Origin of the sequence: Halopseudomonas nanhaiensis (genome assembly GCF_020025155.1) — a bacterium.
In the GTDB taxonomy this organism is placed as follows: Bacteria; Pseudomonadota; Gammaproteobacteria; order Pseudomonadales; family Pseudomonadaceae; genus Halopseudomonas; species Halopseudomonas nanhaiensis.
The window spans coordinates 858,094-883,937 of record NZ_CP073751.1 but is presented as its reverse complement, the minus strand read 5'-3'; the positions used below and the strand labels follow the sequence as shown (position 1 = coordinate 883,937).

At 62.3% G+C, this 25,844-nt stretch carries 22 protein-coding genes; 9 read left to right on the top strand and 13 right to left on the bottom strand.

The window, feature by feature from the left end:
* Window positions 1-47: 47 nt before the first annotated feature.
* From hflX to KEM63_RS03905, 7 genes are all read right to left on the bottom strand, one after another.
* A complete protein-coding gene (gene hflX / locus KEM63_RS03935; protein WP_223654900.1) occupies window positions 48-1,349 on the bottom strand; it encodes a ribosome rescue GTPase HflX in 1,302 nt (433 codons plus the stop codon).
* Window positions 1,350-1,371: 22 nt separating this feature from the next.
* Complete coding sequence (hfq, locus tag KEM63_RS03930; RefSeq protein WP_223654899.1) at window positions 1,372-1,626, bottom strand: RNA chaperone Hfq; 255 nt, start codon at window positions 1,624-1,626, stop codon at window positions 1,372-1,374.
* Between the two features lie 122 nt (window positions 1,627-1,748).
* Window positions 1,749-2,720, bottom strand: a complete 972-nt coding sequence (gene miaA / locus KEM63_RS03925; RefSeq protein ID WP_223654898.1) for a tRNA (adenosine(37)-N6)-dimethylallyltransferase MiaA — start codon at window positions 2,718-2,720, stop codon at window positions 1,749-1,751.
* Window positions 2,720-4,555: a DNA mismatch repair endonuclease MutL gene (mutL, locus tag KEM63_RS03920; protein WP_223654897.1), complete on the bottom strand. Its 1,836-nt coding sequence runs from the start codon at window positions 4,553-4,555 to the stop codon at window positions 2,720-2,722. Before mutL ends, miaA begins: the two co-directional genes overlap by 1 nt.
* Window position 4,556: 1 nt before the next feature.
* A complete protein-coding gene (locus tag KEM63_RS03915; protein WP_223654896.1) occupies window positions 4,557-5,975 on the bottom strand; it encodes an N-acetylmuramoyl-L-alanine amidase in 1,419 nt (472 codons plus the stop codon).
* Between the two features lie 14 nt (window positions 5,976-5,989).
* Complete coding sequence (gene tsaE, locus KEM63_RS03910) at window positions 5,990-6,463, bottom strand: tRNA (adenosine(37)-N6)-threonylcarbamoyltransferase complex ATPase subunit type 1 TsaE (RefSeq protein WP_223654895.1); 474 nt, start codon at window positions 6,461-6,463, stop codon at window positions 5,990-5,992.
* On the bottom strand, window positions 6,460-7,962 hold the full coding sequence (locus KEM63_RS03905) for an NAD(P)H-hydrate dehydratase (RefSeq protein ID WP_223654894.1): 1,503 nt from the start codon (window positions 7,960-7,962) through the stop codon (window positions 6,460-6,462). Before KEM63_RS03905 ends, tsaE begins: the two co-directional genes overlap by 4 nt.
* A gap of 66 nt (window positions 7,963-8,028) precedes the next feature.
* Between KEM63_RS03905 and queG the strand changes: the two genes are divergently transcribed.
* Window positions 8,029-9,093 carry a tRNA epoxyqueuosine(34) reductase QueG gene (gene queG, locus KEM63_RS03900; RefSeq protein WP_223654893.1) on the top strand — a complete coding sequence of 355 codons (1,065 nt, stop codon included), beginning with the start codon at window positions 8,029-8,031 and terminating at the stop codon, window positions 9,091-9,093.
* A 45-nt stretch (window positions 9,094-9,138) separates the two neighbouring features.
* Here queG and orn read toward each other — a convergent pair whose 3' ends face one another.
* Window positions 9,139-9,681, bottom strand: coding sequence for an oligoribonuclease (gene orn, locus KEM63_RS03895; RefSeq protein ID WP_223654892.1), 543 nt, complete (start codon window positions 9,679-9,681; stop codon window positions 9,139-9,141).
* 81 nt (window positions 9,682-9,762) lie between these two features.
* Here orn and rsgA point away from each other — a divergent pair, with 81 nt between their 5' ends.
* Complete coding sequence (rsgA, locus tag KEM63_RS03890) at window positions 9,763-10,788, top strand: small ribosomal subunit biogenesis GTPase RsgA (protein ID WP_223654891.1); 1,026 nt, start codon at window positions 9,763-9,765, stop codon at window positions 10,786-10,788.
* Here rsgA and motB read toward each other — a convergent pair whose 3' ends face one another.
* Both motB and motA read right to left on the bottom strand, forming a co-directional pair.
* Window positions 10,789-11,823, bottom strand: coding sequence for a flagellar motor protein MotB (motB, locus tag KEM63_RS03885; RefSeq protein ID WP_223654890.1), 1,035 nt, complete (start codon window positions 11,821-11,823; stop codon window positions 10,789-10,791).
* A 3-nt stretch (window positions 11,824-11,826) separates the two neighbouring features.
* Window positions 11,827-12,681 carry a flagellar motor stator protein MotA gene (motA, locus tag KEM63_RS03880; RefSeq protein WP_223654889.1) on the bottom strand — a complete coding sequence of 285 codons (855 nt, stop codon included), beginning with the start codon at window positions 12,679-12,681 and terminating at the stop codon, window positions 11,827-11,829.
* 116 nt (window positions 12,682-12,797) lie between these two features.
* Between motA and KEM63_RS03875 the strand changes: the two genes are divergently transcribed.
* Genes KEM63_RS03875 through asd form a run of 3 tightly spaced genes read left to right on the top strand, consistent with a single transcriptional unit; the run spans window position 12,798 to window position 16,059 of the window.
* Window positions 12,798-14,366 carry a hypothetical protein gene (locus KEM63_RS03875; protein WP_223654888.1) on the top strand — a complete coding sequence of 523 codons (1,569 nt, stop codon included), beginning with the start codon at window positions 12,798-12,800 and terminating at the stop codon, window positions 14,364-14,366.
* A 22-nt stretch (window positions 14,367-14,388) separates the two neighbouring features.
* The gene (locus KEM63_RS03870) at window positions 14,389-15,192 is read left to right on the top strand and encodes a rhodanese-like domain-containing protein (protein ID WP_223654887.1); all 804 of its coding nucleotides are present in this window, start codon (window positions 14,389-14,391) and stop codon (window positions 15,190-15,192) included.
* 9 nt (window positions 15,193-15,201) lie between these two features.
* The gene (asd, locus tag KEM63_RS03865) at window positions 15,202-16,059 is read left to right on the top strand and encodes an archaetidylserine decarboxylase (RefSeq protein WP_223654886.1); all 858 of its coding nucleotides are present in this window, start codon (window positions 15,202-15,204) and stop codon (window positions 16,057-16,059) included.
* A gap of 13 nt (window positions 16,060-16,072) precedes the next feature.
* On the opposite strand, the gene epmA is transcribed toward asd, so the two are convergent.
* Window positions 16,073-17,032, bottom strand: coding sequence for an elongation factor P--(R)-beta-lysine ligase (gene epmA, locus KEM63_RS03860; protein WP_223654885.1), 960 nt, complete (start codon window positions 17,030-17,032; stop codon window positions 16,073-16,075).
* A 66-nt stretch (window positions 17,033-17,098) separates the two neighbouring features.
* The gene (efp, locus tag KEM63_RS03855) at window positions 17,099-17,665 is read right to left on the bottom strand and encodes an elongation factor P (RefSeq protein ID WP_223654884.1); all 567 of its coding nucleotides are present in this window, start codon (window positions 17,663-17,665) and stop codon (window positions 17,099-17,101) included.
* Window positions 17,666-17,785: 120 nt separating this feature from the next.
* Between efp and epmB the strand changes: the two genes are divergently transcribed.
* From epmB to KEM63_RS03840, 3 genes are all read left to right on the top strand, one after another.
* The gene (gene epmB, locus KEM63_RS03850) at window positions 17,786-18,829 is read left to right on the top strand and encodes an EF-P beta-lysylation protein EpmB (RefSeq protein ID WP_223654883.1); all 1,044 of its coding nucleotides are present in this window, start codon (window positions 17,786-17,788) and stop codon (window positions 18,827-18,829) included.
* A gap of 144 nt (window positions 18,830-18,973) precedes the next feature.
* Entirely contained in the window at window positions 18,974-20,764 is a 1,791-nt protein-coding gene (locus KEM63_RS03845) for a molecular chaperone (protein ID WP_223654882.1), read from the top strand.
* Between the two features lie 53 nt (window positions 20,765-20,817).
* Entirely contained in the window at window positions 20,818-22,884 is a 2,067-nt protein-coding gene (locus KEM63_RS03840; RefSeq protein WP_223654881.1) for an EAL domain-containing response regulator, read from the top strand.
* Between the two features lie 16 nt (window positions 22,885-22,900).
* On the opposite strand, the gene serB is transcribed toward KEM63_RS03840, so the two are convergent.
* Window positions 22,901-24,112, bottom strand: coding sequence for a phosphoserine phosphatase SerB (gene serB / locus KEM63_RS03835; protein ID WP_223654880.1), 1,212 nt, complete (start codon window positions 24,110-24,112; stop codon window positions 22,901-22,903).
* 164 nt (window positions 24,113-24,276) lie between these two features.
* Between serB and KEM63_RS03830 the strand changes: the two genes are divergently transcribed.
* Complete coding sequence (locus KEM63_RS03830; protein ID WP_223654879.1) at window positions 24,277-25,830, top strand: AhpA/YtjB family protein; 1,554 nt, start codon at window positions 24,277-24,279, stop codon at window positions 25,828-25,830.
* Window positions 25,831-25,844: the final 14 nt, after the last annotated feature.

Here is a 25,844-nt window from a genome sequence, read left to right as displayed (position 1 = left end):
TATCCTATCGCAATTGCGGGAAGCCGCGTGAGCGACATGCCCGGGCATTATTGCAAAGTATGTTGCGAAAGAAAGATATCCGGCTGCCAGCCCTCACGGGTGACCAGCCGATTGAAGTCGCTGCGCGGCAAGCGCACCTCAAGCTGAGGGCGACCTTCGGTGTCCACGTCTTCACCGAGCACAGCGCCCGCAGCATAGAACTGCGCACGCAGACGGGCTTCGTCGTGACCGAGCACAATACGCTGCTGAATCACGTCCTCACCCACCAGCTCGGCGACAGCCTGAGCCAGCAGATCCAGTCCACGTCCGTCCTTTGCCGAGACCCACACCCGCAGCGGCCGGCCATCCTCCGCGCGCTGCACCTGCGGCTCGAAGTCATCCAGCAGATCGACCTTGTTGTAGACCTCGAGAATCGGCAGCTCCAGCGCGCCGATCTCGCCAAGCACCAGATGCACCTGCTCGATGTGCGAGGTCCGCTCATCATCCGCCGCATCGATGACGTGCAGCAGCAGGTCTGCCTGGCTTGACTCCTCGAGGGTAGCCCGGAAGGCCTCCACCAGGCCATGCGGCAGATGACGAATGAAACCCACCGTATCGGCAAGGATCACCGGCCCCACCTCTGCCAGTTCAATACGTCGCAGCGTCGGGTCCAGCGTGGCAAACAACTGGTTGGCCGCAAACACTTCCGAGTTCGCCATGCTGTTGAAGAGCGTGGACTTGCCAGCGTTGGTGTAGCCCACGAGCGATACCACCGGGATCTCGGCCCGACGACGGGAGCGCCTGGCCTGCTCACGCTGACTGCGCACCTTCTCCAGACGCTTGGTTATCTGCTTGATCCGATTGCGCAGCAGACGGCGGTCGGTTTCGAGCTGGGTTTCCCCTGGTCCGCGAAGACCGATACCGCCCTTCTGACGTTCAAGGTGCGTCCAGCCACGAACCAGCCGCGTGCTCAGATGCTGCAATTGAGCGAGCTCGACCTGCAGCTTGCCCTCATGCGTTCTGGCGCGCTGGGCGAAGATATCCAGAATCAGGCCGGTGCGATCGATGACACGACATTGCAGCTCGCGTTCGAGATTCCGCTCCTGACTGGGGGTAAGGGTGTGATTGAAGATGACCAGGTCACCCTCATTGCTCTGGACCAGATCGCGCAATTCGTCGACCCTGCCCGAGCCAACGAGAAACCGAGGACTTGGCTGATATCGGTTGATGGTCAGAAAATGAGCGATCTCCGCTCCAGCGGAGCGCACCAGTTCGACGAACTCGTGCGGATCTTCCCGACTCTGCTCATCCATGCTCTCGAGATGAACGAGAACCGCTCGTTCACCCCCTTCATGGCGTTCAAAGAACAATCAGGCCTCCCGGGCTTTCAGGTCAGACGGTCCCGGTTTCAGCCTCGTCTCCTGCGCCCTGCGCTGGCAGACGTACCGGACGACCCGGGACGACGGTGGAAATGGCGTGCTTGTAGACCATCTGGCTGACGGTATTCTTGAGCAGAATGACGAACTGATCGAACGACTCGATCTGCCCCTGCAACTTGATGCCGTTGACCAGATAGATGGATACCGGAACACGTTCCTTGCGTAGAACGTTCAGGTAAGGGTCTTGTAATGAATGCCCTTTTGACATTGCCTCACTCCTTATGGAAATCGTTTGGTTTTAAGCACTAATAAAGCGTTTCGGCCTGCCTGTCCATTATCCATGAGGCGACTAACGGGCGACCATGATAGAGATTAGCAGAACATTGCCGTCTATATGGTGGCGGCCCGGAGGCGTTTCAAGGCCTGGTCGAATCGATTCGGGTCGAGGCTGTCCAACCACGTGACGTCGGCTTGCCAGCTCCGCAGCCAGGTGAACTGCCGCTTCGCCAACTGGCGGGTGGCGATGACTCCGCGTTCGACCGCCTCGTCCAGAGAGAGTTTCCCTTCCAGATGGTCCCAGATCTGTCGATAACCCACCGCGCGTATCGAGGGCATCGAGGGATCCAGGTCACCACGCTGAAAAAGAGCTCTCACCTCCTCCACCAACCCTTCGTCGAGCATGCCCTGAAACCGCTGAGCAATTCGCTTGTGAAGGATGTGCCGCTGCGCTGGAGCCACAGCCAGATGATGCACAGTATAAGGCAAATCGGCCTGTGCAGAGCCGTCGTCGCCGGCTTTTTTAGTCTGCCGATCATGCCATTCGGTGAGCGAGGTCCCGGAAACGAGAAAAACCTCATACGCGCGCTGGATTCGCTGCGGATCGTTGGGATGGATCCGCGCAGCGGCGATCGGATCGACGTCACCGAGCCGCGCATGCACCGACTCCCATCCCCCTTCCAGGGCCATCGCCTCGATCCGTCGTCGGATTGTGGCATCGGCAGGCGGCATGTCGGCCAGCCCACCTTCCAGCGCCTTGAAGTAGAGCATGGTACCGCCTACCAGCAACGGAATACGCCCGCGAGAGGTGATATCCGCCATCAGCGCCAGCGCATCATCGCGAAACCGTGCCGCGGAATATGCCTGTGAAGGGTCGAGAATATCCACCAGATGGTGTGGGTGTTCGGCCAACGTGGCAGGACTCGGCTTGGCAGTACCGATGTTCATGCCGCGGTAGACCAGGGCCGAGTCGACGCTGATCAACTCACACGGCAGGCGGCTGGCAAGATGCAGCGCGAGTTCGGTCTTGCCGGAGGCGGTCGGCCCCATCAGACAGATGACCGGCGGGCGGGCTGAAGCCGTCATCACCGGCCCCGCAGGAACAGCTTGTCCAGTTCCGTCATGCTCATCTGGGTCCAGGTCGGACGGCCGTGATTGCACTGCCCACTGCGCTCGGTCTGCTCCATGTCGCGGAGCAGACCATTCATCTCAGCGAGTGTCAGCCGACGATTGGCGCGCACTGCGCCATGGCAAGCCATGGTCGCCAGCAGCTCGTTGATATGGGCCTGAATCCGGTCGCTGGTGCCGTACTCCATCAGATCGCTCAGCACGTCGCGGACCAACTGGACCGCATCGGCCTGACGCAACAACGAGGGCACCTCTCGAATCGCCAGACTTTCCGGGCCCATGCGTTGCAGCGAAAAACCCAGATGCGCGAACCACGAGGCGTGCTCATCGGCGCAGTCGGCTTCGCGCTGCGACAGGGCGAGGCTCTCCGGCACCAGCAACGGCTGACTGCGCAGCTCCTCCTGATCCATGGCGAGCTTGAGCCGCTCGTAGGTGATCCGTTCGTGTGCCGCATGCATATCCACCACGACCAGGCCTTGAGCGTTCTCGGAGAGAATGTACACCCCATGCAGCTGCGCTACGGCGTAACCGAGTGGCGGCACCTCAGCCGGCTGCTCCGCAGGCATTGAGGCGCCCCCGGCGGCGCCGGGCCCGTACAGTCCGGCGTAAGCCCGGGGCGCGCCTGCCAGGGCGGCCGGGGACGGACGAGACTGGTCGGGCGCTGCATGCCAGCTGCCCTGAGGCTCGGCAAGCGGCATGCTTGCCTGGCCGGAAAATACGCCGATGCTGGCCGGAGCGGGTTGTGACTGAAACGGTTCGGCGATCGAGCCTTCTGCGCCTTGCTCGCCAGGGCGCTGCTCGGCAAGGGCCCGGTGCAGCGTGCTGAAAAGGAAGTCGTGCACCATGCGACCATCACGGAAACGCACCTCGTGCTTGGTCGGGTGCACGTTGACGTCGACGACAGCCGGATCGACTTCCAGAAACAGCACGAATGTCGGGTGACGACCATTGAACAGGACGTCCCGGTAAGCCTGACGCACCGCATGGGCCACCAATTTGTCCTTGATCATCCGGCCGTTGACGAAAAAGTACTGCAGGTCTGCCTGGCTACGCGAGAACGTCGGCAAGCCTACCCAGCCCCACAATCGCAGACCGCTGCGTTCGCTATCGATGGTCAGGGACTGCTCGACGAACGCCGGCCCACACACAGACGCCACCCGACGACGGGCCTCCTGCTCGGTCTGCGCCGGACGCAGACCGAGAACAGGGCGGCCGTTGTGACGCAGATTGAAGGACACATCGAAGCGCGACAGGGCAAGCCGCTTGACGACCTCCTCCAGATGGCTGAACTCGGTCTTTTCGGTCCGCAGGAACTTGCGCCGCGCCGGCGTGTTGAAAAACAGGTCGCGCACCTCCACCGTGGTGCCACGCGGGTGTGCCGCCGGCTGGACGCGCGAGGCCATGTCACGGCCTTCCGTTTCCACCTGCCAGGCCTGGTCCTCACCTTCGGCGCATGAGGTCAGGGTCAGCCGCGAGACCGAACTGACCGAGGCCAGCGCCTCACCGCGAAAGCCGAGCGTAGCCACGCGCTCCAGGTCATCGAGGTCGCGTATCTTGCTGGTTGCATGCCGCGACAATGCCAGTGCCAGATCGTCACTGACGATGCCGCGACCATCATCGCGCACGCGCAGCAGCTTTACACCGCCCTGCTCGACATCGATGTCGATACGCGACGCTCCAGCGTCGAGGCTGTTTTCCAGCAGTTCCTTGATGACCGAGGCTGGCCGTTCGACGACCTCGCCGGCCGCGATCTGGTTTGCCAGCCGCGGGCTGAGGAGCTGTATACGGGACATGTCAGGGCTCGTTCTGGACCAGCATCGAGCTGGCCGGGACCTTCAGCACCTGCCCTGCGCGAATCTCGTCGTTACCCAGCCTGTTGGCCTGACGCAGACTGGAGAGACTGACATCGTAACGCGTGGCGATCATCGACAGCGTATCGCCAGGGCGTACCGTGTGCTCCCGGGGACCAAGCGCCTGCAGGCGGCCGCTGGCCTTGAGCGCGGCGATGCGCGTCCCGGGCGGCGGGCTGCGGTGGAAGTAATCCTTGATACCGCTGTGGATCGCCCTTGCTAGCGCCTGCTGGTGACTCTGGGTGACCAGCTTCTGGGCCTCGCCCGGATTGGAAATGAAGCCTGTCTCGACCAGAATCGACGGAATGTCCGGTGACTTCAGGACCATGAAGCCAGCCTGCTCAACCCGACGCTTGTGCAGCGGGTTCACCTGGCCAATGTTGGTCAGCACCTGCTGGCCCACATCCAGGCTGGCTGAAAGGGTCGCTGTCATGGACAGATCAAGCAGCACGCTGGCCAGCACCTGATCCTTGTTTTCGAGGCTAACGCCGCCGACCCCACCGATGAGATCGGAGCGGTTTTCCCGGTCGGCAAGAAGCCGGGCCGTTTCCGACGTTGCGCCGCGATCGGACAGGGCGAATACAGAGGCACCGAAGGCGCTGGCCCGGGTGAAGGCGTCAGCATGGATGGAGACGAACAGGTCGGCGTTATGCTTGCGCGCGATTTCCGTGCGCTTGCGCAGCGGGATGAAGTAATCGCCGGTGCGCACCAGTTCGGCCTTGAAGCCCGGCTGCGCATCGATCATCGCCTTGAGCTTCTTGGAAATGGACAGGACAACTTCCTTCTCGCGCGCTCCCCGGTGTCCTATCGCACCCGGATCTTCCCCGCCATGGCCGGCGTCGATAGCGATGATGATATCCCGCTCACCGGTCTGCGGCGCCGACCGTGCCGGCGCCTGCCCCAGCGGCGACGCTTTCGGCGTCGAGGCGGTCAGTCCTTCACGTTCATCCGGCCGCTGATCCTGGTCGAACAGATCCAGCACCAGGCGATGCCCGTACTGCTGGTTGGGTGGCAGGGTGAAACTCTTGGGGTTCACCGCCCGCGACAGATCCAGCACCACCCGCAGACCGGTCCCGTCGCGAGTAGCAGAGCGCAGCCCGGTCAGCGGCGTGTCGTCGAATGGCAGGGACTCGGTCGCAGCAGCAAAGCGTGCGTTGTCGATGTCGATGACAATCCGCTCGGGGCTGCTCAGCGTAAACAGCTTGTGGTCTGCAGGGCCGGACAGATCGAAAACCAGGCGAGTATTGTCCGGGGCACGCCAGATGCGCACATTCTTGATATCAGCCGCCTGCAATCCGGCGGACAAGGCCAGCCCGCCGCCGAACAGCAGCGCAGCGAGAACCAGACGAGCCTTCCCCCACATTCTTCCCTTCACGGCTAAGCTGTACCCCTGTTGTTATGCAGCCGCTGGCAAGCCGCCAGACCGTGCGCACTATAGCTTTCGAGGCAGAGTTTACGCCCCGTGCCTTCCGCTGCAATGGTAATCTTCAGGTCAGGACTTGGCAAAAGACCTTTACCCTTCTCGGGCCATTCGATCAGACACAGACTGTCCCCCTCGAAGTAGTCCCGGATTCCCAGAAACTCGAGCTCTTCAGGGTCGACCAGCCGATACAGGTCGAAGTGATAGATCGTGGCAGTGGACAGCTCGTACGGCTCTACCAGGGTGAAGGTGGGACTCTTGACCGCGCCCTGATGGCCGGCGCCACGCACCAGGCCTCGGCTCAGGGTGGTCTTTCCTGCGCCGAGATTGCCATCCAGATACACCACGCCGTGCCATAACAGCGCCGCGCCAATCTCGGCGCCAACACGCTGCATCGCCTCCTCCCCTTCGACCAGCCACTGCTCAATCATTGCTCCACCCTTGCGTTGAGAATCTGCTTGATAGGTGCGATCAGGTCGCTGGCCAGGACGCCCCACTCCCCGTCCCGTGCAGCCTCATCCCCAGCCATGGCATGCACCAGCACCGCGAGACGAGCCGCCTGTCCCGCGTCACCTCGCCGCGCAAGCAGCGAGGCGGCAAGCCCTGTCAGGACATCGCCCATACCCGCGGTCGCCATGCCCGGATTACCAGCGGCGCACAGCGATACCGGCATTGTGGACTCCGGCGGCCCGGCGACCAGACTGCCGACACCCTTGAGCACGACCACGCAACCGTAACGCAGCGCCAACCTCTTCGCCGCCTCGTAGCGGTCGGCCTGAACGTCACGCGTGCTGCATTCGAGCAATCTGCCGGCTTCAGCGGGATGGGGCGTGATAATGCAGTGCGCACCAAGATCGCGCCCCTGCGGATGGTCTGCGGCGATCTCGTTCAGCGCATCGGCGTCGATCACCAGTGGCTTGCCGGAGCCCAGCGCCTTGCGCAACATCGATCGTCCCCATTCCTGACGACCCAGGCCCGGACCTACCGCAACGACATCGGCCCGCTCCAGCAGGTCGTCCACATCGTCCGCCCTCTGGGAGGGCCACACCATGATTTCCGGACACCGTGAAAGCAGCGGTGCCATGTGCTCGCTGCGCGTGGCCACGCTGACGCGGCCAGCGCCGCTGCGCAAGGCAGCTTCAGCCGCGAGCATGATCGCGCCGCCCATTCCATGGTCACCGCCGATCAGCAGCACATGACCGAACATTCCCTTGTGTGCGCCTTTCGGCCGCTTCCCGAGCAAGCCGGACCACTGCGACCAATCGAGTCGCTCGGCCATCGCCGGGACCGCGTCCACCGGCACCTCGTCCAACGGTGCATAGAACAGCTCGCCCACCTGATCAGGCCCCTGTCCGGTAAACAGACCGAACTTGGCAGCAATGAAGGTGACCGTCAGGTCTGCGCGGATGGCCTCGCCTAATACCACGCCACGGTCGGCATCGAGACCACTGGGAATATCGACTGCGACCACCGGCAATCCGCTGGCATTCGCTGCGCGGATTGCCCCGCGAAACGGCTCGCGAACCTCGCCACGTAACCCGGTGCCCAGCATGGCGTCGACCACGACACCTGCAAGGGCGGCGTCGCGCCGCCACGGCAGTATCGCCACCCCAACTTCCTGAGCGGCATCACGCGCGCTTGCGGCATCCCCCGCCAGCTGCTCAGGGTCGACCAGCGTGAACACCTGTACCGGCCAACCGGCCTCGTGCGCGAAGCGGGCTACCAGGTAGCCGTCGCCGCCATTGTTGCCCCCGCCGCACAGCACCGTGACTCGGTGCATGTCCGGCCAGCGCTCGCGAATGGCCTCCCATACCGACCCCGCTGCACGGCGCATGAGCTCGAAGCCCGATACGCCTGCGGCAATGATACGGGTATCGAGGGCCCGCGTCTGGGCGGCACTATAGAGTTGTCGGGGTAACGTTGATCGCATGGACATGTCACCGAGTGGGATATCTGGCAAAATTATACCCCACCCTGCATTCGACCCCAGCCTTCCATGCCAGATACCCCGATCGATTACGCCGAGCTGGCCGAGCGTATCCGCGAATCCGCCACGGAACTCGGCTTTCAACAGACCGGCATCAGCGAGCCGGACATCACCGAGCATGAAGCCTGGCTCGACGCCTGGCTGCGCGCCGGGTTCCATGGCGAGATGCAGTGGATGGCCAGCCATGGCAGCAAGCGCACCCGGCCGGCCGAGCTGGTCCCCGGCACCCAGCGGGTCATCTCGGTGCGCATGGATTACCTACCGGCTAACAGCGATATGGTGCGGCGGCTGGCCCAGCCGGACACGGCTTATGTATCGCGATATGCCCTGGGCCGCGACTATCACAAGCTGATGCGCAAGCGCCTGCAGCAACTGGCCGAGCAGATCCAGGCCATGATCGGTCCGTTCGGATTCCGCGCCTTCGTCGACAGCGCCCCGGTGATGGAGCGCGCGCTGGGAGGCCGTGCCGGGCTTGGCTGGGTCGGCAAGAACACTATGCTGATCAACCGCAAGGCCGGCAGCTTTTTCTTTCTCGGAGAGCTCTATACCGACCTGCCGCTGCCGACTGATGCGCCGTATCTGCAGGAACACTGCGGCAGCTGCACTGCGTGTCTGGATAAATGTCCGACCGATGCCTTCGTCGGCGATCGCGTTCTCGATGCTCGACGCTGCATTTCCTATCTGACCATCGAGCTCAAGGGCGCCATACCCGAAGAGCTGCGCCCAAAGATGGGCAATCGCGTCTTCGGCTGCGACGACTGCCAGCTCGTATGCCCCTGGAATCGCTTCGCTCGCCCAACGGGCGAGGCGGACTTTTCTCCGCGTCACGACCTCGACCAGGCAGACCTGGTGTCGCTGTTTCGCTGGGATGAGGAGCACTTTCTGCGCAACACCGAGGGCTCGCCGATCAGGCGCATCGGCTACGAACGCTGGCTGCGCAATCTTGCCGTCGGGCTGGGTAACGCCAGCGCCAGCATTCCGGTAATCGAAGCACTGCGCAGCCGACGACATCATTCATCCGAGCTGGTGCGCGAGCACGTCGAATGGGCGCTGGCGCAACACGGCGCGGCATGACGATGCGCCCGTAGTCGCATCCCAGCGACATCTCTGGCGTGCGCCTCAATAGCGAATGAAATGTTCCCGGTAGTGCCGGAGCTCGTTGATGGAGTCGCGGATGTCGTCCATGGCCAGATGCGTACTCTGCTTGTGGAAGCCGTTCTTGACCTCCGGCGCCCAGCGCGCGGCCAGCTCCTTCAGCGTCGAAACATCCAGATTGCGGTAATGGAAATAGCGCTCCAGCTCGGGCATGCCGCGATACAGAAAGCGCCGATCCTGGCAGATACTGTTGCCGCACATCGGCGAGCGACCCGCGGGCACCCATTGACTCAGGAAGTCGATGGTCAGCCGCTCGGCTTCGGCAAGGCTGATGGTGCTGTCCTTGACGCGCTGCGTAAGGCCGGACTGCCCATGCTGGCGGGTATTCCACTCATCCATTCCGTCCAGCAGCGCGTCCGGCTGCTTGACCGCCATCGACGGACCCTCGGCGAGCACGTTGAGCTGCGAGTCGGTCACGATGGTGGCAATTTCGATGATCACATCGTTGTCTGGATCGAGGCCGGTCATTTCCAGGTCGATCCAGATCAGGTTGTCGGCGTTCTGCATAAATGTCCTGTGCGAAGTTGAGTGCCATCAGTATAAGCGCTGCATGCTAGACTGCGGCATATTCCAATGACCCCCCGAGCCATGGCCAAACGCAATCTGACCCGCCGCCAGAACTGGCGTATCCAGAAGATCCAGGACGAGCGCAGCGAGCGCGCCGGCCGCCGCGGCGAACTGGCCGCCGAAAAGCTCCTGGGCGGCGATCTTGGCCCCGAGGAAGAGGGGCTGGTCATTGCACATTTCGGGGTGCAGGTGGACGTCGAGGCCACCCAGGGGCCCTCGGCCGGCACCATCAGACGCTGCCATCGACGTGCCAACCTGCCTGCACTGGTCACCGGCGACCGGGTCGTATGGCGGCCGGACAACCAGGCAGGCGGCGTGATCGTTGCACACCTGCCTCGTCACAGCGAGCTGTACAGACCGGATCATCGCGGTCAGCTCAAGCCGGTGGCGGCCAACGTCGACCGTCTGGTTATCGTCTTCGCGCCGCTGCCGACCCCGCACACCAATCTGATCGACCGCTACCTTGTCGCCGCAGAGCAGTCCGGATTGGAACCGCTTCTGGTTCTGAACAAGGCCGACCTCCTGGACGGCGGCGACTTTGTGCACATTCGCGCCTGGCTGGACGATTACGCAGAGCTGGGTTACCAGACCGTGTGCCTGTCGGCCGGATCGGGCGAAGGGCTGGACGGCCTGAGGGAGGCATTGAAGGATCGAATCAGTGTTTTCGTTGGGCAATCGGGCGTGGGCAAGTCGTCGCTGATCAATGTGCTGCTACCCGGGGTGGATCTGCGTGTTGGCGCGCTGTCCGAGACCACCGCCAAGGGCACCCACACCACCACCACAGCGAAGCTGTTCCACTTCCCGGCAGGGGGCGATCTGATCGACTCGCCGGGCATCCGCGAATTCGGGCTCACGCACATAAGCCGCCAGGAACTGCTGGAAGGCTTCATCGAGTTCCGTCCGTTTCTCGGCCTGTGCCGCTTTCGCGACTGTCAGCATCTTCACGAGCCCGGCTGCGCCCTGCTTGGCGCAGTGGGGGACGGGAAGATCAGCCCGCTGCGAATGGAGAGTTACCGGCACATCCTGGCGACCCTCGCCAAGGACTGATCAAGGCTGGTCGAGCTCCTGCAGGCGACCGGCATCGTCGAACAGGTTGAGCGAGCGCGGGGCGGCTGCCGGCATGTCGGCAGGACCGGGTTCCTGACCGGCTGACTTCGCGGGCTCCGCCTCGGCGGAAGGCAAGGGTGGCTCAACAGACGTTTTGCTCTCCTCTGCCGATTCAGGTGCATCCGCTGGAGCCGACCCTCCGGCATCCAGCAGCTGGTCTTCGGCGCGCTTGTTCAAGACGATGATATCGATGCGCCGATTGACCGGGTTGAGCGGGTTGGCGCGGTCGAACAGCGCCGAGTCGGCATACCCCACCACCCGAGCGACCTGTTCTTCCGGGTAGCCCGCTACCAGCAATGTGCGCCTTGCGGCGTTGGCGCGCTCTGCCGACAGCTCCCAGTTACCGTAGCCAGCCCGGCCGCGGAACGGCTGCGCGTCGGTATGCCCGCCGATACTGATCTTCTTCGGCACCTTGGCGATGGTGTCACTGAGCGCGAGCAAGATTTCCTCGAAATACGGCTGCAACTGCGGACTGCCGCTGGCGAACATCGGGCGATTCTCCGCATCGACAATTTGAATACGCAGCCCGTCGGCAGTGATCTCCAGCAATATCTGGTCCTTGAACTTCTGCAGTACCGGCTCGGTATCGATGCGGTTCTGCAACTCCTGCAGCAGCAGATCGAGTTGCTTCTGCTCGGCCTGCTCGGCGAGTTGCTCCACCGTATCGGGACTGAGTGGCAACGGCGTGTCGTCGAATTCGGCATCGTTCAGCGTTTCCTGGGGCGATACCGTGGGCGTGCCGCCCAGATCGATCGCGAAGGGGCTGCCGCCTTCGGAAAAGCCGATGGGATCGTTGAAATAACCGGAGATCATCTTCAGCTGTTCCGGCGTCGCCGTGGACAGGAGCCACATCACCAGAAAGAAAGCCATCATCGCCACGGCGAAGTCGGCGAAGGCGATCTTCCAGGAGCCACCATGGTGGCCTGCGGCCTTGCGGCTGATGCGCTTGACGATGATCGGCTGGCTGTTGTCCACCGTTTAGCGCCCCTTCACCGACTCTTCCAGCTCCGTGAAGCTTGGCCGATGTTCCGGCAACAGCGCCTTGCGGCCGAACTCTACCGCAAGGGCCGGCGGCAGACCCTGGGCGCTGGCAACCAGGCACATCTTGATCGCTTCGTAGGTATTCGCCTCCTCGGTCGCCTCATGCTCCATCGCCGCCGCAAAAGGTCCGACGAAGCCGTAGGCGGCGAGAATACCCAGGAAGGTTCCGACGAGAGCAGTGGCGACCTTTTCACCGATCTGGGCGTTGTCTGCGTCGCCAAGGATGCCCATGGTGATCACGATACCCAACACTGCCGCGACGATACCGAAGCCCGGCAGCGCGTCGGAGACCCGTGTGACCGCATGGGAGGGGCCCTGCAGCTCTTCGGTAAGACTGGAGATTTCCACATCGAACAGGGCTTCCAGCTCGTGGGGCGCCATGTTGCCGCTGGACATGATCCGCAGGTAGTCGCAGATGAACTCGGTCATGTGCTTGTCTTTCAGGATCGCCGGATATTTGCTGAAGATGGGGCTTTCGGCCGGCGCCTCGATATCCGCCTCGATCGACATCATGCCCTCACGGCGGGACTTGTTGAGGATCTCGTACAGCACGCCGAGCACGTCCAGATAAAACGGCTTGCCAAAACGATGACCGAACAGAACCGCCGGCACCTTGGCGAATACCTTCTTTACCGTGGCCATGTTGTTGGCAACGAGGAACGCGCCGAATGCCGCGCCGCCAATGATCAGAATCTCGTTGGGATGCCACAGCGCCGCCAACTGACCTTTCGATAGTACAAAGCCACCCAGCACACAGCCGATGACAACAAGGAATCCGGCAATTTTCAGCATAGGCCGTTGTATCTCACGAAAGAAATCTGGAAGGGGCTTTCCGGTGGCAGCAAAGTTGCATCGTTCGCGTTATAGTCTGCGGAAAAAGCCCGTTCAGTATATAGGTTGCCGACAGCATGATCCCAGCCCAGACACCGCTCGGCATTGATGACGATATCGGCACCCTGCGCCAAAGCCTGAGTAAAATCGTGTTGCCGGCGGAAAAAAATCAGCTGGAACGCCTGATCGGTCTGCTTGAAAGCGATCTGCTCAGCATTACCGAGTTCACCCGCGAGATCATGCAGGCACCGGTGGTCGCCCTGCAGATATGCAGAGCCGCTGGCGAGTCGGCCCGCTCCCGGGATATCGACATTCTGACGCTCGAGCAGGCTTGCGGTCTGCTGGGCACCCAGCGTCTCGCGCTGGTTCTCAAATCCATCCCGACAATCGAACAAGACGAGCTGCCACTCGCCTACCGGCAGCTGCTGAGCATCAGCGAACACGCCCAGATGCAGGCTCATGGTCTGTTTGCCCACCGTATGGCCCGACTGTGGCATGAGATGTCTCTGGCTTGTCTGCTGTTCCTGGCCCCCTGCTGGGCAATGATCTACACGCGCCCGGACATGTTCGAGCAGTGGGACGCACGCCACCTGTTCCCCGATGCCTTTCGCTCGAAGGCCGATGCGGTCTTTCTCGACAGCTCCGACGTCCTGGCGCTGGCCCAGCAGATCGCCGAAGACTGGTGGCTGCCGCCCTGGATCCTGCAGGGCTATCGCTCCCTTGGCACCAGTCGCAAGACGATCGTCAAAGCGCTGCATATCGCCCGTGATACCGATCACCCCCATGAACAACAGCTCAAACTGGATGCCGACAAACAGCTCTACCGATGGCTCACCCAGCCAGCCAACAGTCTATTGATGACCAACGGCATCGCGCTCGCCAGCCATCACGACTGGGAAGCACGCCATACCCGGCGCTGGCAACAGCTCATCGCCCTGTACCTGGGCGCGGCGCTGCCCGCAGTGCAGCGCGACACGCATGAAAACGCGGTGGCCAGCGCACACCGGCAAAGCAGCAAGGCAGGGCTGTGGCACCCTGCCGAAGCATTGTTGTGGCCCCGGGCTACCCGCTGCAATACGCGCGCTTCTCACGCCACACCTCCGAACGATTCCTCGACGAGAGGCCAGCGCGCCGATCCGGCCGCATGGCGGCGCCATTGCGCTGACCTGCTGAACCGGCCTAGCCGGTTCGCCACCCTGGCAGACCTGATGTCCACCGCGCTCAATGCAATCATTGAGGGGTTGGGCGTGAGTGAATGCTGGATAGCACTGTATAATGGTCGCCAGCAGCAGTTGGTGATCAGTGTCAGCGCGGGCTATTCAGGCGACGATCGGCCCACCGGCACCGCATTGGGCCCGTGCCGTGGCAATGCATGGGGCGACTGGCTAGCCAGCTCGACGCGGCATGATATGGACCGGCAGGCGCAAACACGGCTGGCGTCGTTGCTGCCGGCTCCGCTGAAGACCATCAGCTCCGACCGCTCGTATCATCTGCTGCCGCTGATGCTGAACGGCGCCCTTCTCGGACTGGTCTACACCAGTAACGGGCCAGATCAGCCCCTGCTTGACGACAAGCGGGCGGCAGCGCTGATCAAAACGGTCGATTGCCTTCTCAGGGCGCTGGAAGCGTTCAAGACCAGAGCCTGACACTCACAGACGCGGAGCCCACATGTCTTCCCTTCCAATGCTCATCGAGCCAGAGCAGCTACCGCAGCCGCTCGAGGCCAGACAATTTCGACTCGTCGATCTGTGCAAATCCGATCAGTATCTTGCCGGCCACATCCCCGGCGCCGTGCATGTCGCCCCAGGCAGCATCACCTCGCCGGCGCCCGTCCCCGGACTGCTTCCCGAGGAGGACCAACTGGTACAGATTCTCGGCACCATAGGCCACCATCCGGATCTGCACTACATCCTGTACGATGACGAAGGTGGCGGCTGGGCCGGGCGCTTTGCCTGGCTGCTCGACTCGATCGGGCACCATGCGTACAGCTATCTCAATGGTGGAATTCACGCCTGGCAGGCCGAAGGTCTTCCGCTCGAGACCGAGCCCAACCAGGTCGAGCCTACGCAGCCGGTGCTGGAAGTGAATGCTGACTACACCGCTACCCTGGATGAGGTGAAGGCGCGGTTGGGAGAGGCCCACCGGGTTATCTGGGATGCACGGTCGCCGGAGGAATACAGCGCCCAGAAGGTGCTCGCCAAGAAGGGTGGCCACATACCAGGCGCGGTCAACTTCGAATGGACCGCCGGGATGGACCCACAGCGCGGGCTGCGCATCCGCGAGGACATTCAGCGACAGCTGGAGCAACTGGGTATCACGGCGGACAAGGACATCGTCACCCATTGCCAGACCCACCATCGATCCGGATTCACCTATCTCGTCGCCCGCATTCTCGGCTACCCCAGTGTCAAGGCCTATGCCGGCTCGTGGTCCGAGTGGGGCAATCATCCCGACACCCCTGTTGAACCCTGAGGAATCCGCATGCGCGATCGCTTGTTTATCATCCTTCAATATCTGCTTCCGCAGCACCTCATCTCGAGAGCTGCGGGCAGGATCGCCGATTGCAGGTGGCCCTGGCTGAAGAATGCCTTCATCACCTGGTTCGTCAAACGCTATCAGGTAGACATGAGCGAAGCGCTGGAGCATGACCCCACCACGCACGCCTCCTTCAATGATTTCTTCACCCGCGAGCTCAAACCGGGCGCGCGGGAGATCGAGGGCGACGAGCGCTGCGTTGTCAGCCCAGCCGACGGCGTGATCAGTCAGCTCGGGACCATTGAGCATGGTCGCATCTTCCAGGCCAAGGGCCACAGCTACAGCCTGCTGGAGCTGGTCGGCGGCAATCCCGAGCATGCCGCGCTGTTTCAAGGCGGTCAGTTCGCCACGGTCTACCTATCGCCCCGCGATTACCATCGGGTACACATGCCGTTCAGCGGCACCCTGCGCGAGATGATCTATGTGCCTGGCGATCTGTTTTCGGTGAACCGGGTGACCGCAGAAAACGTACCCCGGCTCTTCGCCCGCAACGAGCGCGCAGTGTGCCTGTTCGACACGCCCGCCGGCCCGATGGCGGTGATACTGGTCGGCGCGATGATCGTCGCGGCGATCGAGACCGTCTGGGCCGGACAGATTGCACCGACCCGCCGCCAACTGCACAGCCGGCGCTACAACGAAGTTGCACCTAGCCTTGCCCGCGGCGAGGAGATGGGCCGCTTCAAGCTCGGCTCGACGGTTGTCGTGCTGTTCCCTGCCGGCCGCACCAGCTGGGATGCCGGGCTGGGCGCAGGCGACTTCCTGCGCATGGGCCAATTGATCGGCAGGCAGGCTGGCGAGGCCTGAGCGCCTTAGCCGGTCAGGCGCGGTCCATGGCGAACGCCACTACCTGATCAATGCGCGTGGCCCCGAGCGCCAGCATAATCAGCCGGTCGACGCCCAGCGCCACACCAGCGCAGTCTGGCAAACCATGGCGCAACGCCGCGACCAGGTTGTCGTCGATCGGTAGTACCGGCCTGCCAAGCTGGCTGCGCCGGGCCTGATCGGCCTCGAAGCGCAACGCCTGCTCCGCCGCATCGGTCAGCTCGTAATACCCGTTTGCCAGCTCCATACCTTTGATGAACAACTCGAAGCGCGCTGCGCAGGGCACCGCGTCGTCTTCCTCGACGATCCGGGCAAGTGCCGCCTGCGAGGTCGGAAAGGCATAGACCATCGTCGGCTCGATCAGCGCAGGCTCGATGCAGTGCGAAAAAAGCAGGTTCAGCCAGCCGTCGCGATCCAGCTCGCCTTCAAACCCGCATTGCGCACGGCCTAGCCGGGCGAGTTCAGCGACAGCGCAATCATGTATATCAAGCCCAAGCTGACCGGCGAAAAGACTCGAGTAGGTCACCTTGTGAATCGGCGGGCAACCAATCACCGCTCTGACGAGTTCAGCCACTTCGTCCATCAATCGATGATGATCGAAGCCCGGACGGTACCACTCCAGCATGCTGAACTCGGGATTGTGCCGCGAACCCGTTTCACCATTACGAAACACCTTGCACAACTGCCAGATCGCACCACTACCGGCAGCCAGCAATCGCTTCATCGGGTACTCGGGCGAGGTATGCAGATACAGCAACGAATGTTCACCACCGCCCTCCGGCTCGAACGGCGTCACGAACGGAAAAAGGTGCGGGTCGCTCACCGCCGCCCGGGAGAGCGCCGGTGTTTCGACCTCAAGCACCTCGCGCTCGGCGAAGAACCGGCGGATCTGATCGACGATCGCTGCGCGCGCGCGCAGGTTGTCGAGCGAGGCACTAGGCTGCCATTCGGCCATAAGGGTCTCCTGCGGACATAAAAAACCGGGGCGAGGCCCCGGTTCATTGCAACACTGATGCAACGATCAGGCGCGGCCGACGTAGTCCCCGGTGCGGGTGTCGACCTTGAGCACATCACCAACGTTGATGAACAGCGGGCACTTGACCACCGCACCTGTCACCAGTTTGGCCGGCTTGTTGCCGCCGCCTGACGTATCGCCCCGCACGCCCGGGTCGGTCTCGACCACTTCCAGCTCGACGAAGTTTGGCGGCGTAACCGCAATCGGCGCACCGTTGAACAGGGTAACCTGATAAACGACCTGCTCTTTCAGCCAGTTGATGGTGTCCGAAACAGCCTTTTCATCAGCGCCAACCTGCTCGAAGGAGCCATCGGTAGCCATGAAATGCCAGAACTCGCCATCGCTGTAGAGGAACTCCATCTCGCGGTCCATGACGTCTGCGCCTTCCAGCGAGTCACCCGACTTGAACGTGCGCTCGTTCACGCGGCCGGTCTTCAGGTTGCGAACCTTGACGCGGTTGAACGCCTGGCCCTTGCCCGGCTTCACGTATTCGTTTTCCAGGATCGAGCAAGGATCGCCGTCGAGCATCACCTTAAGACCCGGCTTGAATTCGTTGGTAGAATAATTGGCCATACATTTCCCACTTACAGTTTGAACGGAACCATCCGAAACGCGCTGACCTTGGGGTTTCAGCCCGGCTTAGCTATGCAATGCCCGACGGATGTCCTGCCACCCATGCGCGGAAAAACGCCAATGATACATGTATCTTCAGCGCCTGTTGAGTCTGTCAGCTGGCAATCCCTGCTTGCCGGCAGCATTACCGAGCCGGCAGAGCTGCTGCGTCGGCTGGGTCTGAGTCAGGAGCTGCTGCCCGCGGCGCTTGCGGCTGCGAGGGACTTCGCGCTGAGAGTGCCCGAACCCTATCTGGCGCGTATGCGCCGTGGAGATCCGGACGACCCGCTTCTGCGCCAGGTGCTTCCCATCGGAGAAGAGCTCGTCGAACAGCCCGGCTACGTGCTCGACCCCCTCGGCGAGCAGCACGCCAATGCGCGGCCAGGGATCATTCACAAATACCACGGCAGGCTGCTGCTGGTGGTCAGCGCCGGCTGCGCGGTGAACTGCCGGTATTGCTTCCGCCGGCATTTTCCCTATGCGGAGAATGCATTGAGCACCAGCGAATGGCAGGACGCGCTGGATTACATCCGCAATGACCAGAGCATCGCCGAAGTCATCTACAGCGGCGGGGATCCACTCGCCGCCAACGACCGGAGACTCGCCTGGCTGACCCGGGAGATCGCTTCCATCGGCCATGTCCGCCGGTTACGGGTGCATACGCGCCTTCCGATCGTCATACCGCAGCGGGTTACGCCGGACATGTTGGAGGCGCTATGTGGCACGCGGCTGCCGGTTACCATGGTGCTGCACTGCAATCATGCCAACGAGCTGGATGGGGAGGTGGCCGAGGCGGTGCATCGGCTGCGCAGAGCCGGGGTCACGCTGCTCAACCAGGCCGTACTGCTGCGCGGAGTGAACGATACGCTGACCGAACAGATAGCGTTAAGCGAGAGCCTAGGCGATCATGGCATTTTGCCCTATTATTTGCACGTTCTCGATCAGGTGCGCGGCGCGCGGCATTTCCATGTACCCGATGATCAGGCGATCGCACTGGTAGGCCGCATGATGACCCGCCTGCCAGGCTTTCTGGTACCCCGGCTCGTACGCGAGGTAGCCGGCGAATCGGGGAAGGTTCCGCTCCCGGTTTCGCTGCTCGCAGACCAGCCCGTATCGCTTGATTGAACACCTTTCTCCAGGGTCTGCAGGGTAGGAAACTCTGCTTACCCAGCCAGGGACTTTGCTGCTAGAGTGACGGCATGGACTCCGGCCCGCTGGACCCCGTAACGCACGGGACGGCCTGAACCGCTTGCATCGGATACGACTGTTATGGATAGCACACAGCAAAGATTGACCCTGCGCATACCGCAACAAACGCTCACCGCTCTCAGCTTTGCCGAGTCCAGCGAGAAAGGCATAGCCCAATGGCTGTCCAACCTGCCGAAGGCAAACATTGGCGAGACCGCACGTCAGCTCTATCAGGGACTGATCGAGCTGAACCAGCTCAGCATCGCCCCGGACAAGCGCCTGGCGATGCTCGAGCGCATCCGTCCGGAAGTGCACTACGTATGCACCGCCCTCTCGCGATACTACCTCGGGCAGTCGATCGTCCTGGAGGACAAGCCGCGCAAGGTTGCCAATCTGTCGCAGGCACTGCAGAACCATCTGGCCAACGGCTACAAGATCGTGGTTCTTCAGGAGCGCAGCATTCGCTCGCGGGATCACGCCAGCCTCACGACGCTCGCCATCCAGCGCGCCATGCGTGGATTGTGCGGTCCGCTGCTGCGCGCCTACCAGCTCTACTGCCCGGTGGCCGACGGCATATGGCTAGAGCTGCATCATCTCTATCAACTGGCAGTCAACCGCAACCTGCACAAGCAGCCGGTGAGCGACAGTGAGAGTGCCGCCAACGGTCAGCTGACCATCGAACAATGTTACATCGTGGCCTTGCTGATGGGCGCCGCACGGCCCAACCAGATGCGTCAGAGCGCGATGGGCAAACTGTTCGCCACGCTCGAAGACTGGAGCAAGCTGGCCGAACTGGTCGACCCCGAGGATCAGCGTGCCCTGTTCATCATCAATCCGGACATGGATTGCCCGCCGCGGTATCGTTCGTTGATCCGCGACGAAGACCTGAGCCAGAGCATCGGCCTGGATACGCAGCGACTGGTCGACAGCATCAAGGAATTCATGCTCAACGGCACCGAAGCCCGGGGTGGCTTCCGAGTCCCTGACGGATTCGGCATTGAGCTGCTGCAGCATGTCAGTCAGTCCTGGGGTGATCTGGCCGAGCGCACGTTCAATCGTGTGCCCGGCCGGGGTCAGCTCAAGATCAGCATCGGCATGAGTGCAACGCACTTCCGCATCGCCCGGGTAAGCTTTGCCAGAATGATCGATGCCGATGAACACGAGCTCAATCCGTTTTCCGACGCAGCTCAGCGGGCGCGCCAGGATGCCTGGGGCAGCGCCTTCGATGGCGACAAGTCGCTCGACTGGTCGCCATCCGGTGTCGAGCAGATTGATTACAAGACGCTGCCCGGCGAGGCCGAGAGCGAAGAAGACGACGAAAACTACCCGATCCATGTGCTGCCGATCGTCAACCACAGCCCGGGCGGCTTCTGCCTGACCTGGCCGAAGGACGTGCCGAAACAGCTTCAGGCCGGCGAGCTGCTTGGCGTCCAGGAAGACAACGAACACGACTGGTCGCTGGCAGTGGTCCGCTGGATTCGTCAGGTACGCGGGGGCGGGACGCAAATGGGCATCGAGCTGATCGCACCGCACTGCACGCCCTGCGCCGTCAAACTGCTGCGCAAGACCGAACAGCCCAGCCAGTGGCTGCGGGCGCTCATGCTGCCGGAAGTGTCAGCCATCGATCGGCCGGCGACGCTGATCACGCCGCGACTGTCGTTCCAGGTCCATAGCAAGGTCATGCTGCTGCAGGCCGGAAAGGAAATGCGCGGCCAGCTGGTTGACCGGGTCGCCGCTACGGGGAGCTTCAGCCAGTTCGAATACCGCCTGCTTGAGCAGGTGCAGGACGAAAAACCGAAAAACGAAGACGGCACTATCTCCTATACCAAGAGCAGTGAAGATGACTTTGACTCACTGTGGAAGTCTCTGTAAATTCAGAGACCTGCATAGGATTCAGGGCATAGCCGCCCTCAGCGCGGAAGACAATGGGCACAGACAATAATGCTATCAGGCTGCTGATTCTCGACGACTCGCAGAACAATGCCGAGCGCCTGGTCAGCGTACTGCGAAACGCCGGCAAGGCCACTCGCGCCCATCGCATCACATCGGTCGAAGACCTGCATGAATCATTGCAGCAGACCTGGGATCTATGTCTGGCCGTGCCGGAAACCAGCGTGATGAGCGCGGCCGAAGCGGCGCACATCATTGGTCAGGAACGTGATATCCCTTTCATACTGCTGACGCCCCAGGCGGACACACAGACCCGTGTCGAAGCAATGCGCAACGGCATGCAGGACGCGATCCCCGCCGATTCCGATGCGGCTCTGGTACTGGTTGCCAAACGTGAACTGGCCAATCTCGAAGCGCGTCGTCAGCGGCGCATTGCCGAACAGACACTGCGCGAGACCGAAAAGCGCTGTCAGCTGTTGCTCGACAGCTCGGTGGATGCCATCGCCTACGTCCACGACGGCATGCACATCTATGCCAACCGCTCCTATATCCGGCTCTTCGGCTACGCTGATCCCGACGATCTTGCCGCCGAGCCCATGGTGGGCCTGATTGCCGCCAAGGATCAGGTCGCATTCAAGGACTTCCTCCGTCATTACATCGACCGCGGCGAGCAGAACGAAATGCGCTGCAGCGCGGTAGACGTCGAGGGCAAAGAATTTCCCATCATGCTGGCGTTCTCTCCCGCCAGCTACGATGGCGAGCCCTGCACGCAGGTCGTCATCCGCGCGGAGACGGCCAGCGCCGAGTTCGAGGAAAAACTCAAGGAAATGGCCAGGCAGGATCTGGTCACCGGCCTGTTCAACCGAGCCTATTTCCAGGAGCAGCTTGAGTCGGTCAGCGAGGCGGTCGTGCGCCAGGGCCAACCGAGCACGCTGGTGTATGTCAGCATCGATTCGTTCAACAGCCTCCAGGCGGAGATCGGTATCGGCGGCGCCGACATGATCCTGGCCGACATTGCCGACACGCTGAAACGCTACTTTGCCGAAGGCACGCTCATGGCGCGCTTTGGTGACGATGCCTGCACGGTATTGCTCGCCGGCAAGGAACCGGATGGCGTCGCCGACCTGCTGGAAACGCTACGCAAGCAGATCGAGGCCAATCTGTTCGAAGCCAATGGTCGCACCGTTCAGGTCACCGTCAGCATGGGCGTCTCCACGCTCAGCGAAACCAACCCTGATCCAAGTCTTGCACTTGACCGCAGTCATCGCCTGGCCGACCAGATCTCCCAGGCAGGCGGAAATGCCATCAAGGTGTTCAATCCGCTGGAGGAGCTGGCCCATCAGGCCAACCGCGGCAATCTGATCGCATTGATCAGCCACACGCTGGAAACCAACGCGTTCAAGCTGCAGTATCAGCCGGTGATCAGTCTGCGGGGCGACAACTCGGCGCAATATGAAGTCTATCTGCGTCTACTGAACAGTCAGGGCGAGGAAGTGCCGGCTGGCGATTACCTTCCGGCTGCCCTCGATGCGGGCATGGCAGGCGATCTGGACAAATGGCTCATCAGTACGACGGTCAAGCAGCTCGCTGCACACCGGGTGACCAACGCAGACACGCGACTGATCCTCAACCTGAACAGCGCGAGTCTGCAGGATCTGGATCTGATTCCCTGGATTTCGACAGTCCTCAAGGAAGCGCGCCTGCCCATGGACGCGCTGATCTTCCAGTTCAATGACGCCGACGTGAACACGTACCTCAAGCAGGCCAAGGCGTTCACCGAAGCGTTGCGCGCCATCCATTGCAAGGTGTCGCTCAGCCACTTCGGGTGCGCGCTCAACCCCTATGCATCGCTCAAGCATGTGCATGTGGACTATGTGAAGATCGACGGATCCTTCAGTCGCGATCTCTCCACTCCTGAGTCAGTGGAGACGCTCAAGGGAATGGTCACCACACTGCATGGCCAGGGAAAACTGACCATCGTGCCCTTCGTCGACAGCGCGACCATGATGCCTACGCTGTGGCAGGCCGGCGTCAATTACATTCAGGGCTATTACCTGCAGGCCCCCAGCGAGACCATGAACTACGACTTTTCCGCCGACTGAGCGGCGGAAAGGTTGCCTAGTGCCCGTCCCGGTCGCGGAATCCCAGTAGATAGAGAATGCCGTCAAGGCCCAGCGTGGAAATCGCCTGTTTGGCGGACTGCTTCACCAATGGCTTGGCGCGAAAGGCAACGCCCAATCCTGCGATGGCGAGCATCGGCAGGTCATTGGCGCCGTCGCCTACGGCGATCGTCTGCTCCAGACTGATGCCTTCCCGGGCAGCCAGCTCGCGCAACAGGTCAGCCTTGCGCTGACCGTCCACGATCGGCTCCTGCACCTCACCTGTCACCAGTCCATCCACTACCGGCAGGGCGTTGGCGAATACATAGTCGATACCCAGCCGCTGCTGCAGCTTTTCGGCGAAGTACACAAAACCGCCGGACAGGATCGCCGTCTTGTATCCAAGCCTGCGCAGTTGGGCAATCAGCGTCTCCGCGCCTTCGGTCAAACGTAGCGCAGCACCGATGTCCTCGAGCACATCCACCGGCAGCCCCTTGAGCAACGCCATCCGCTCGCGGAAGCTGGCCTTGAAGTCCAGTTCGCCCCGCATCGCGCGCTCGGTAATTTCCGCGACCTGGTCACCCACGCCGGCGGCCTTGGCGAGTTCGTCGATGACCTCGGCGTCGATCAGCGTCGAATCCATGTCGAACACCACCAGACGTCGATTGCGGCGGAATATGCTGTCCTGCTGAAAGGCGATGTCGACATTGAGTTCCTGGGCGATAGCCAGGAACTCGGCACGCAGGGCCGCCGGATCGGCAGGCTCGCCGCGCACGGAGAATTCGATACAACCCTTGCCCTGATCTGCGGGCAGACCTTCGGGTATCCGGCCGGAAAGCCGATCGATATGATCGATATTCAGACCGTAACGCGCGGTGATCTCGCTGACCCGGGCGATATGTTCGGCGGTTATCCGGCGCGCCAGCAGCGTGACGATGTGGCGCGGCTTGCCCTGACCGGTCACCCAGCGGCCATATTCCTCCGGGCTGACCGGAGTAAAACGTACCTGCTGATCGAGCTCGTAGCCGCGGAATAGCACATCCTTCAGTACGTCGGAGAGGCCGGTATCGCCTGCCATTTCCACGAGAATTCCGAACGACAGCGTGTCATGTATAACGGCCTGCCCGATATCCAGAATCCTCACATTGGCACGCGCAAGAATTCCGGTGATTGCTGCCGTAAGGCCGGGCCGGTCAGGACCGGTGATATTGATCAGGACGATTTCGTTCAAGACGAGGCTCCAGCAGCTAATCAGGTGCCGTATTCTACCTGCAAATAGCGCCGCGCTTACAGCGCCACGCCTTTTTACCCAATGGCGAAGGGGCTATACTGCAAGGCTTTCCGGCCGGCGCTTTTCCGGGCGCAGCCCACTACAGATCAACGCCGAGTCGCCCCTTGAATCGTTCATCACCCGCTTCCGACAATATCTTTCTCCGCTTCTACGCGTCGCTCAAAGGCAAGAGTGTACGGCTGACCGGCACGCTGGTACTGCTTGCCGTGCTGCCATTGATGGCGGTGTTCGCGCTGTCGCTGGGCCTCGGCTATGTAAAGCTCCAGCAGGACATGGCCACCCAGGCAGATGCCGTCGGTCGCGAGCTTGCCCGCCAGGTGGCGGCGTCGGTTTCCGATCCGATGGCGGACAACGACAATCTCAGTCTCAACATCATCCTGGCGCAATGGGACCAGAACCCGCTCATCGCCCATGCCGCCGTCTACACGCTGGACAATCGCGTGGTGGCGGAGGCCGGACAACGCACGTCCGGCGATCGCCTGGCCCCCGGCCAGGGCAGATTTATCGCTGCGATTCATTATCAGGACGCCGTGACCGGGCAACTGCATCTGAGTCTGGCTGCCGAGCCACTGGCCGGTCCGAGCCGCAACCTGCTGCGTCTGCTGCTCATCAGTATCGTCGCGATCGCGCTGCTGGCAGGCCTCGTCGCCTGGCGGCTGGCGCTGCGCATGCGCAGCGTACTGGTGGGTCTCGGCCGCTACCATGGCGACGCGGAGCAACCGGCGCCTGGCGCTAGCAGAAAGGATGAACTGGGCGATCTCGCCCGTCGGCTCGCTGAGCGGCGGATCATCGATATGCCCGAACCGCCGGCCCCTGAGCCAGCCGAATCGGAAGCCGAAGCCGAAGTCGTCGATACCTCTGACGTCCCGCTGATCACCGAGACCGTTCCGGCAGTCGCCATCGAAAGTGAACCGACCGCTGACGACGCTGCGGATCGCCCCGGCGGCAGCGCCATCGGCACCATAGACGAAACGGACGACGACGCCTCGCCGCAGTCGCTCGCTGCTGGCGGTGACCAGCTTGCCGAAAGCGCCGCACTTGCAGGAACCGCCGAGGCTGACGAGGCGCCGGAAGACAGCGCCCCGGCTGCTCTGCAAAGCATGCTTGCGGTCAGGCTGGGTAACCTCGAAGGACTACGGCGCCTGCCTCGACCCCGTCTGATGGCAGTACTCGAGCGCTACCGGCAACAAGTCCATCAGGCCAGTGAAATCTACGGCGGTGAACTGAGCGTGCTGGACGACGGCACGACGGTGCTGACCTTCCGCCCGGACGAAAACGACGCTTTCGAGGAGCTCACCCGCGCACTAAGCTGTGGCGAGCTGTTGCGGGTGCTGGGCCATGAGCTCCAGGTGAGCATCTCCGATACCGGCGTGAACCTGTTTCTGCAGCTTGCACTCGACCAGAGTCAGGAAACAGCCTCGGCTTCGGACGAGGACCATGTGGACGAGACAGCGCGAATGCTTGAGCTTTTGCAGTTCAGTCGCAACCTGCTGCTGCTGGACGCCGAGCTCGCCGGCCAACCCGCCACCCGCGACCGGGCGGTGATACGCAAGCTGGCGAGCCAGTCCGGCACCTACTGCGTGGAGCGGCTCAACGAGCCCTATCAGACCCTTGTCGAGCGCAATCTGAACCAGCTGTACAGTCAGCGCCCCGACTAGGCAGGGCGCCTGCC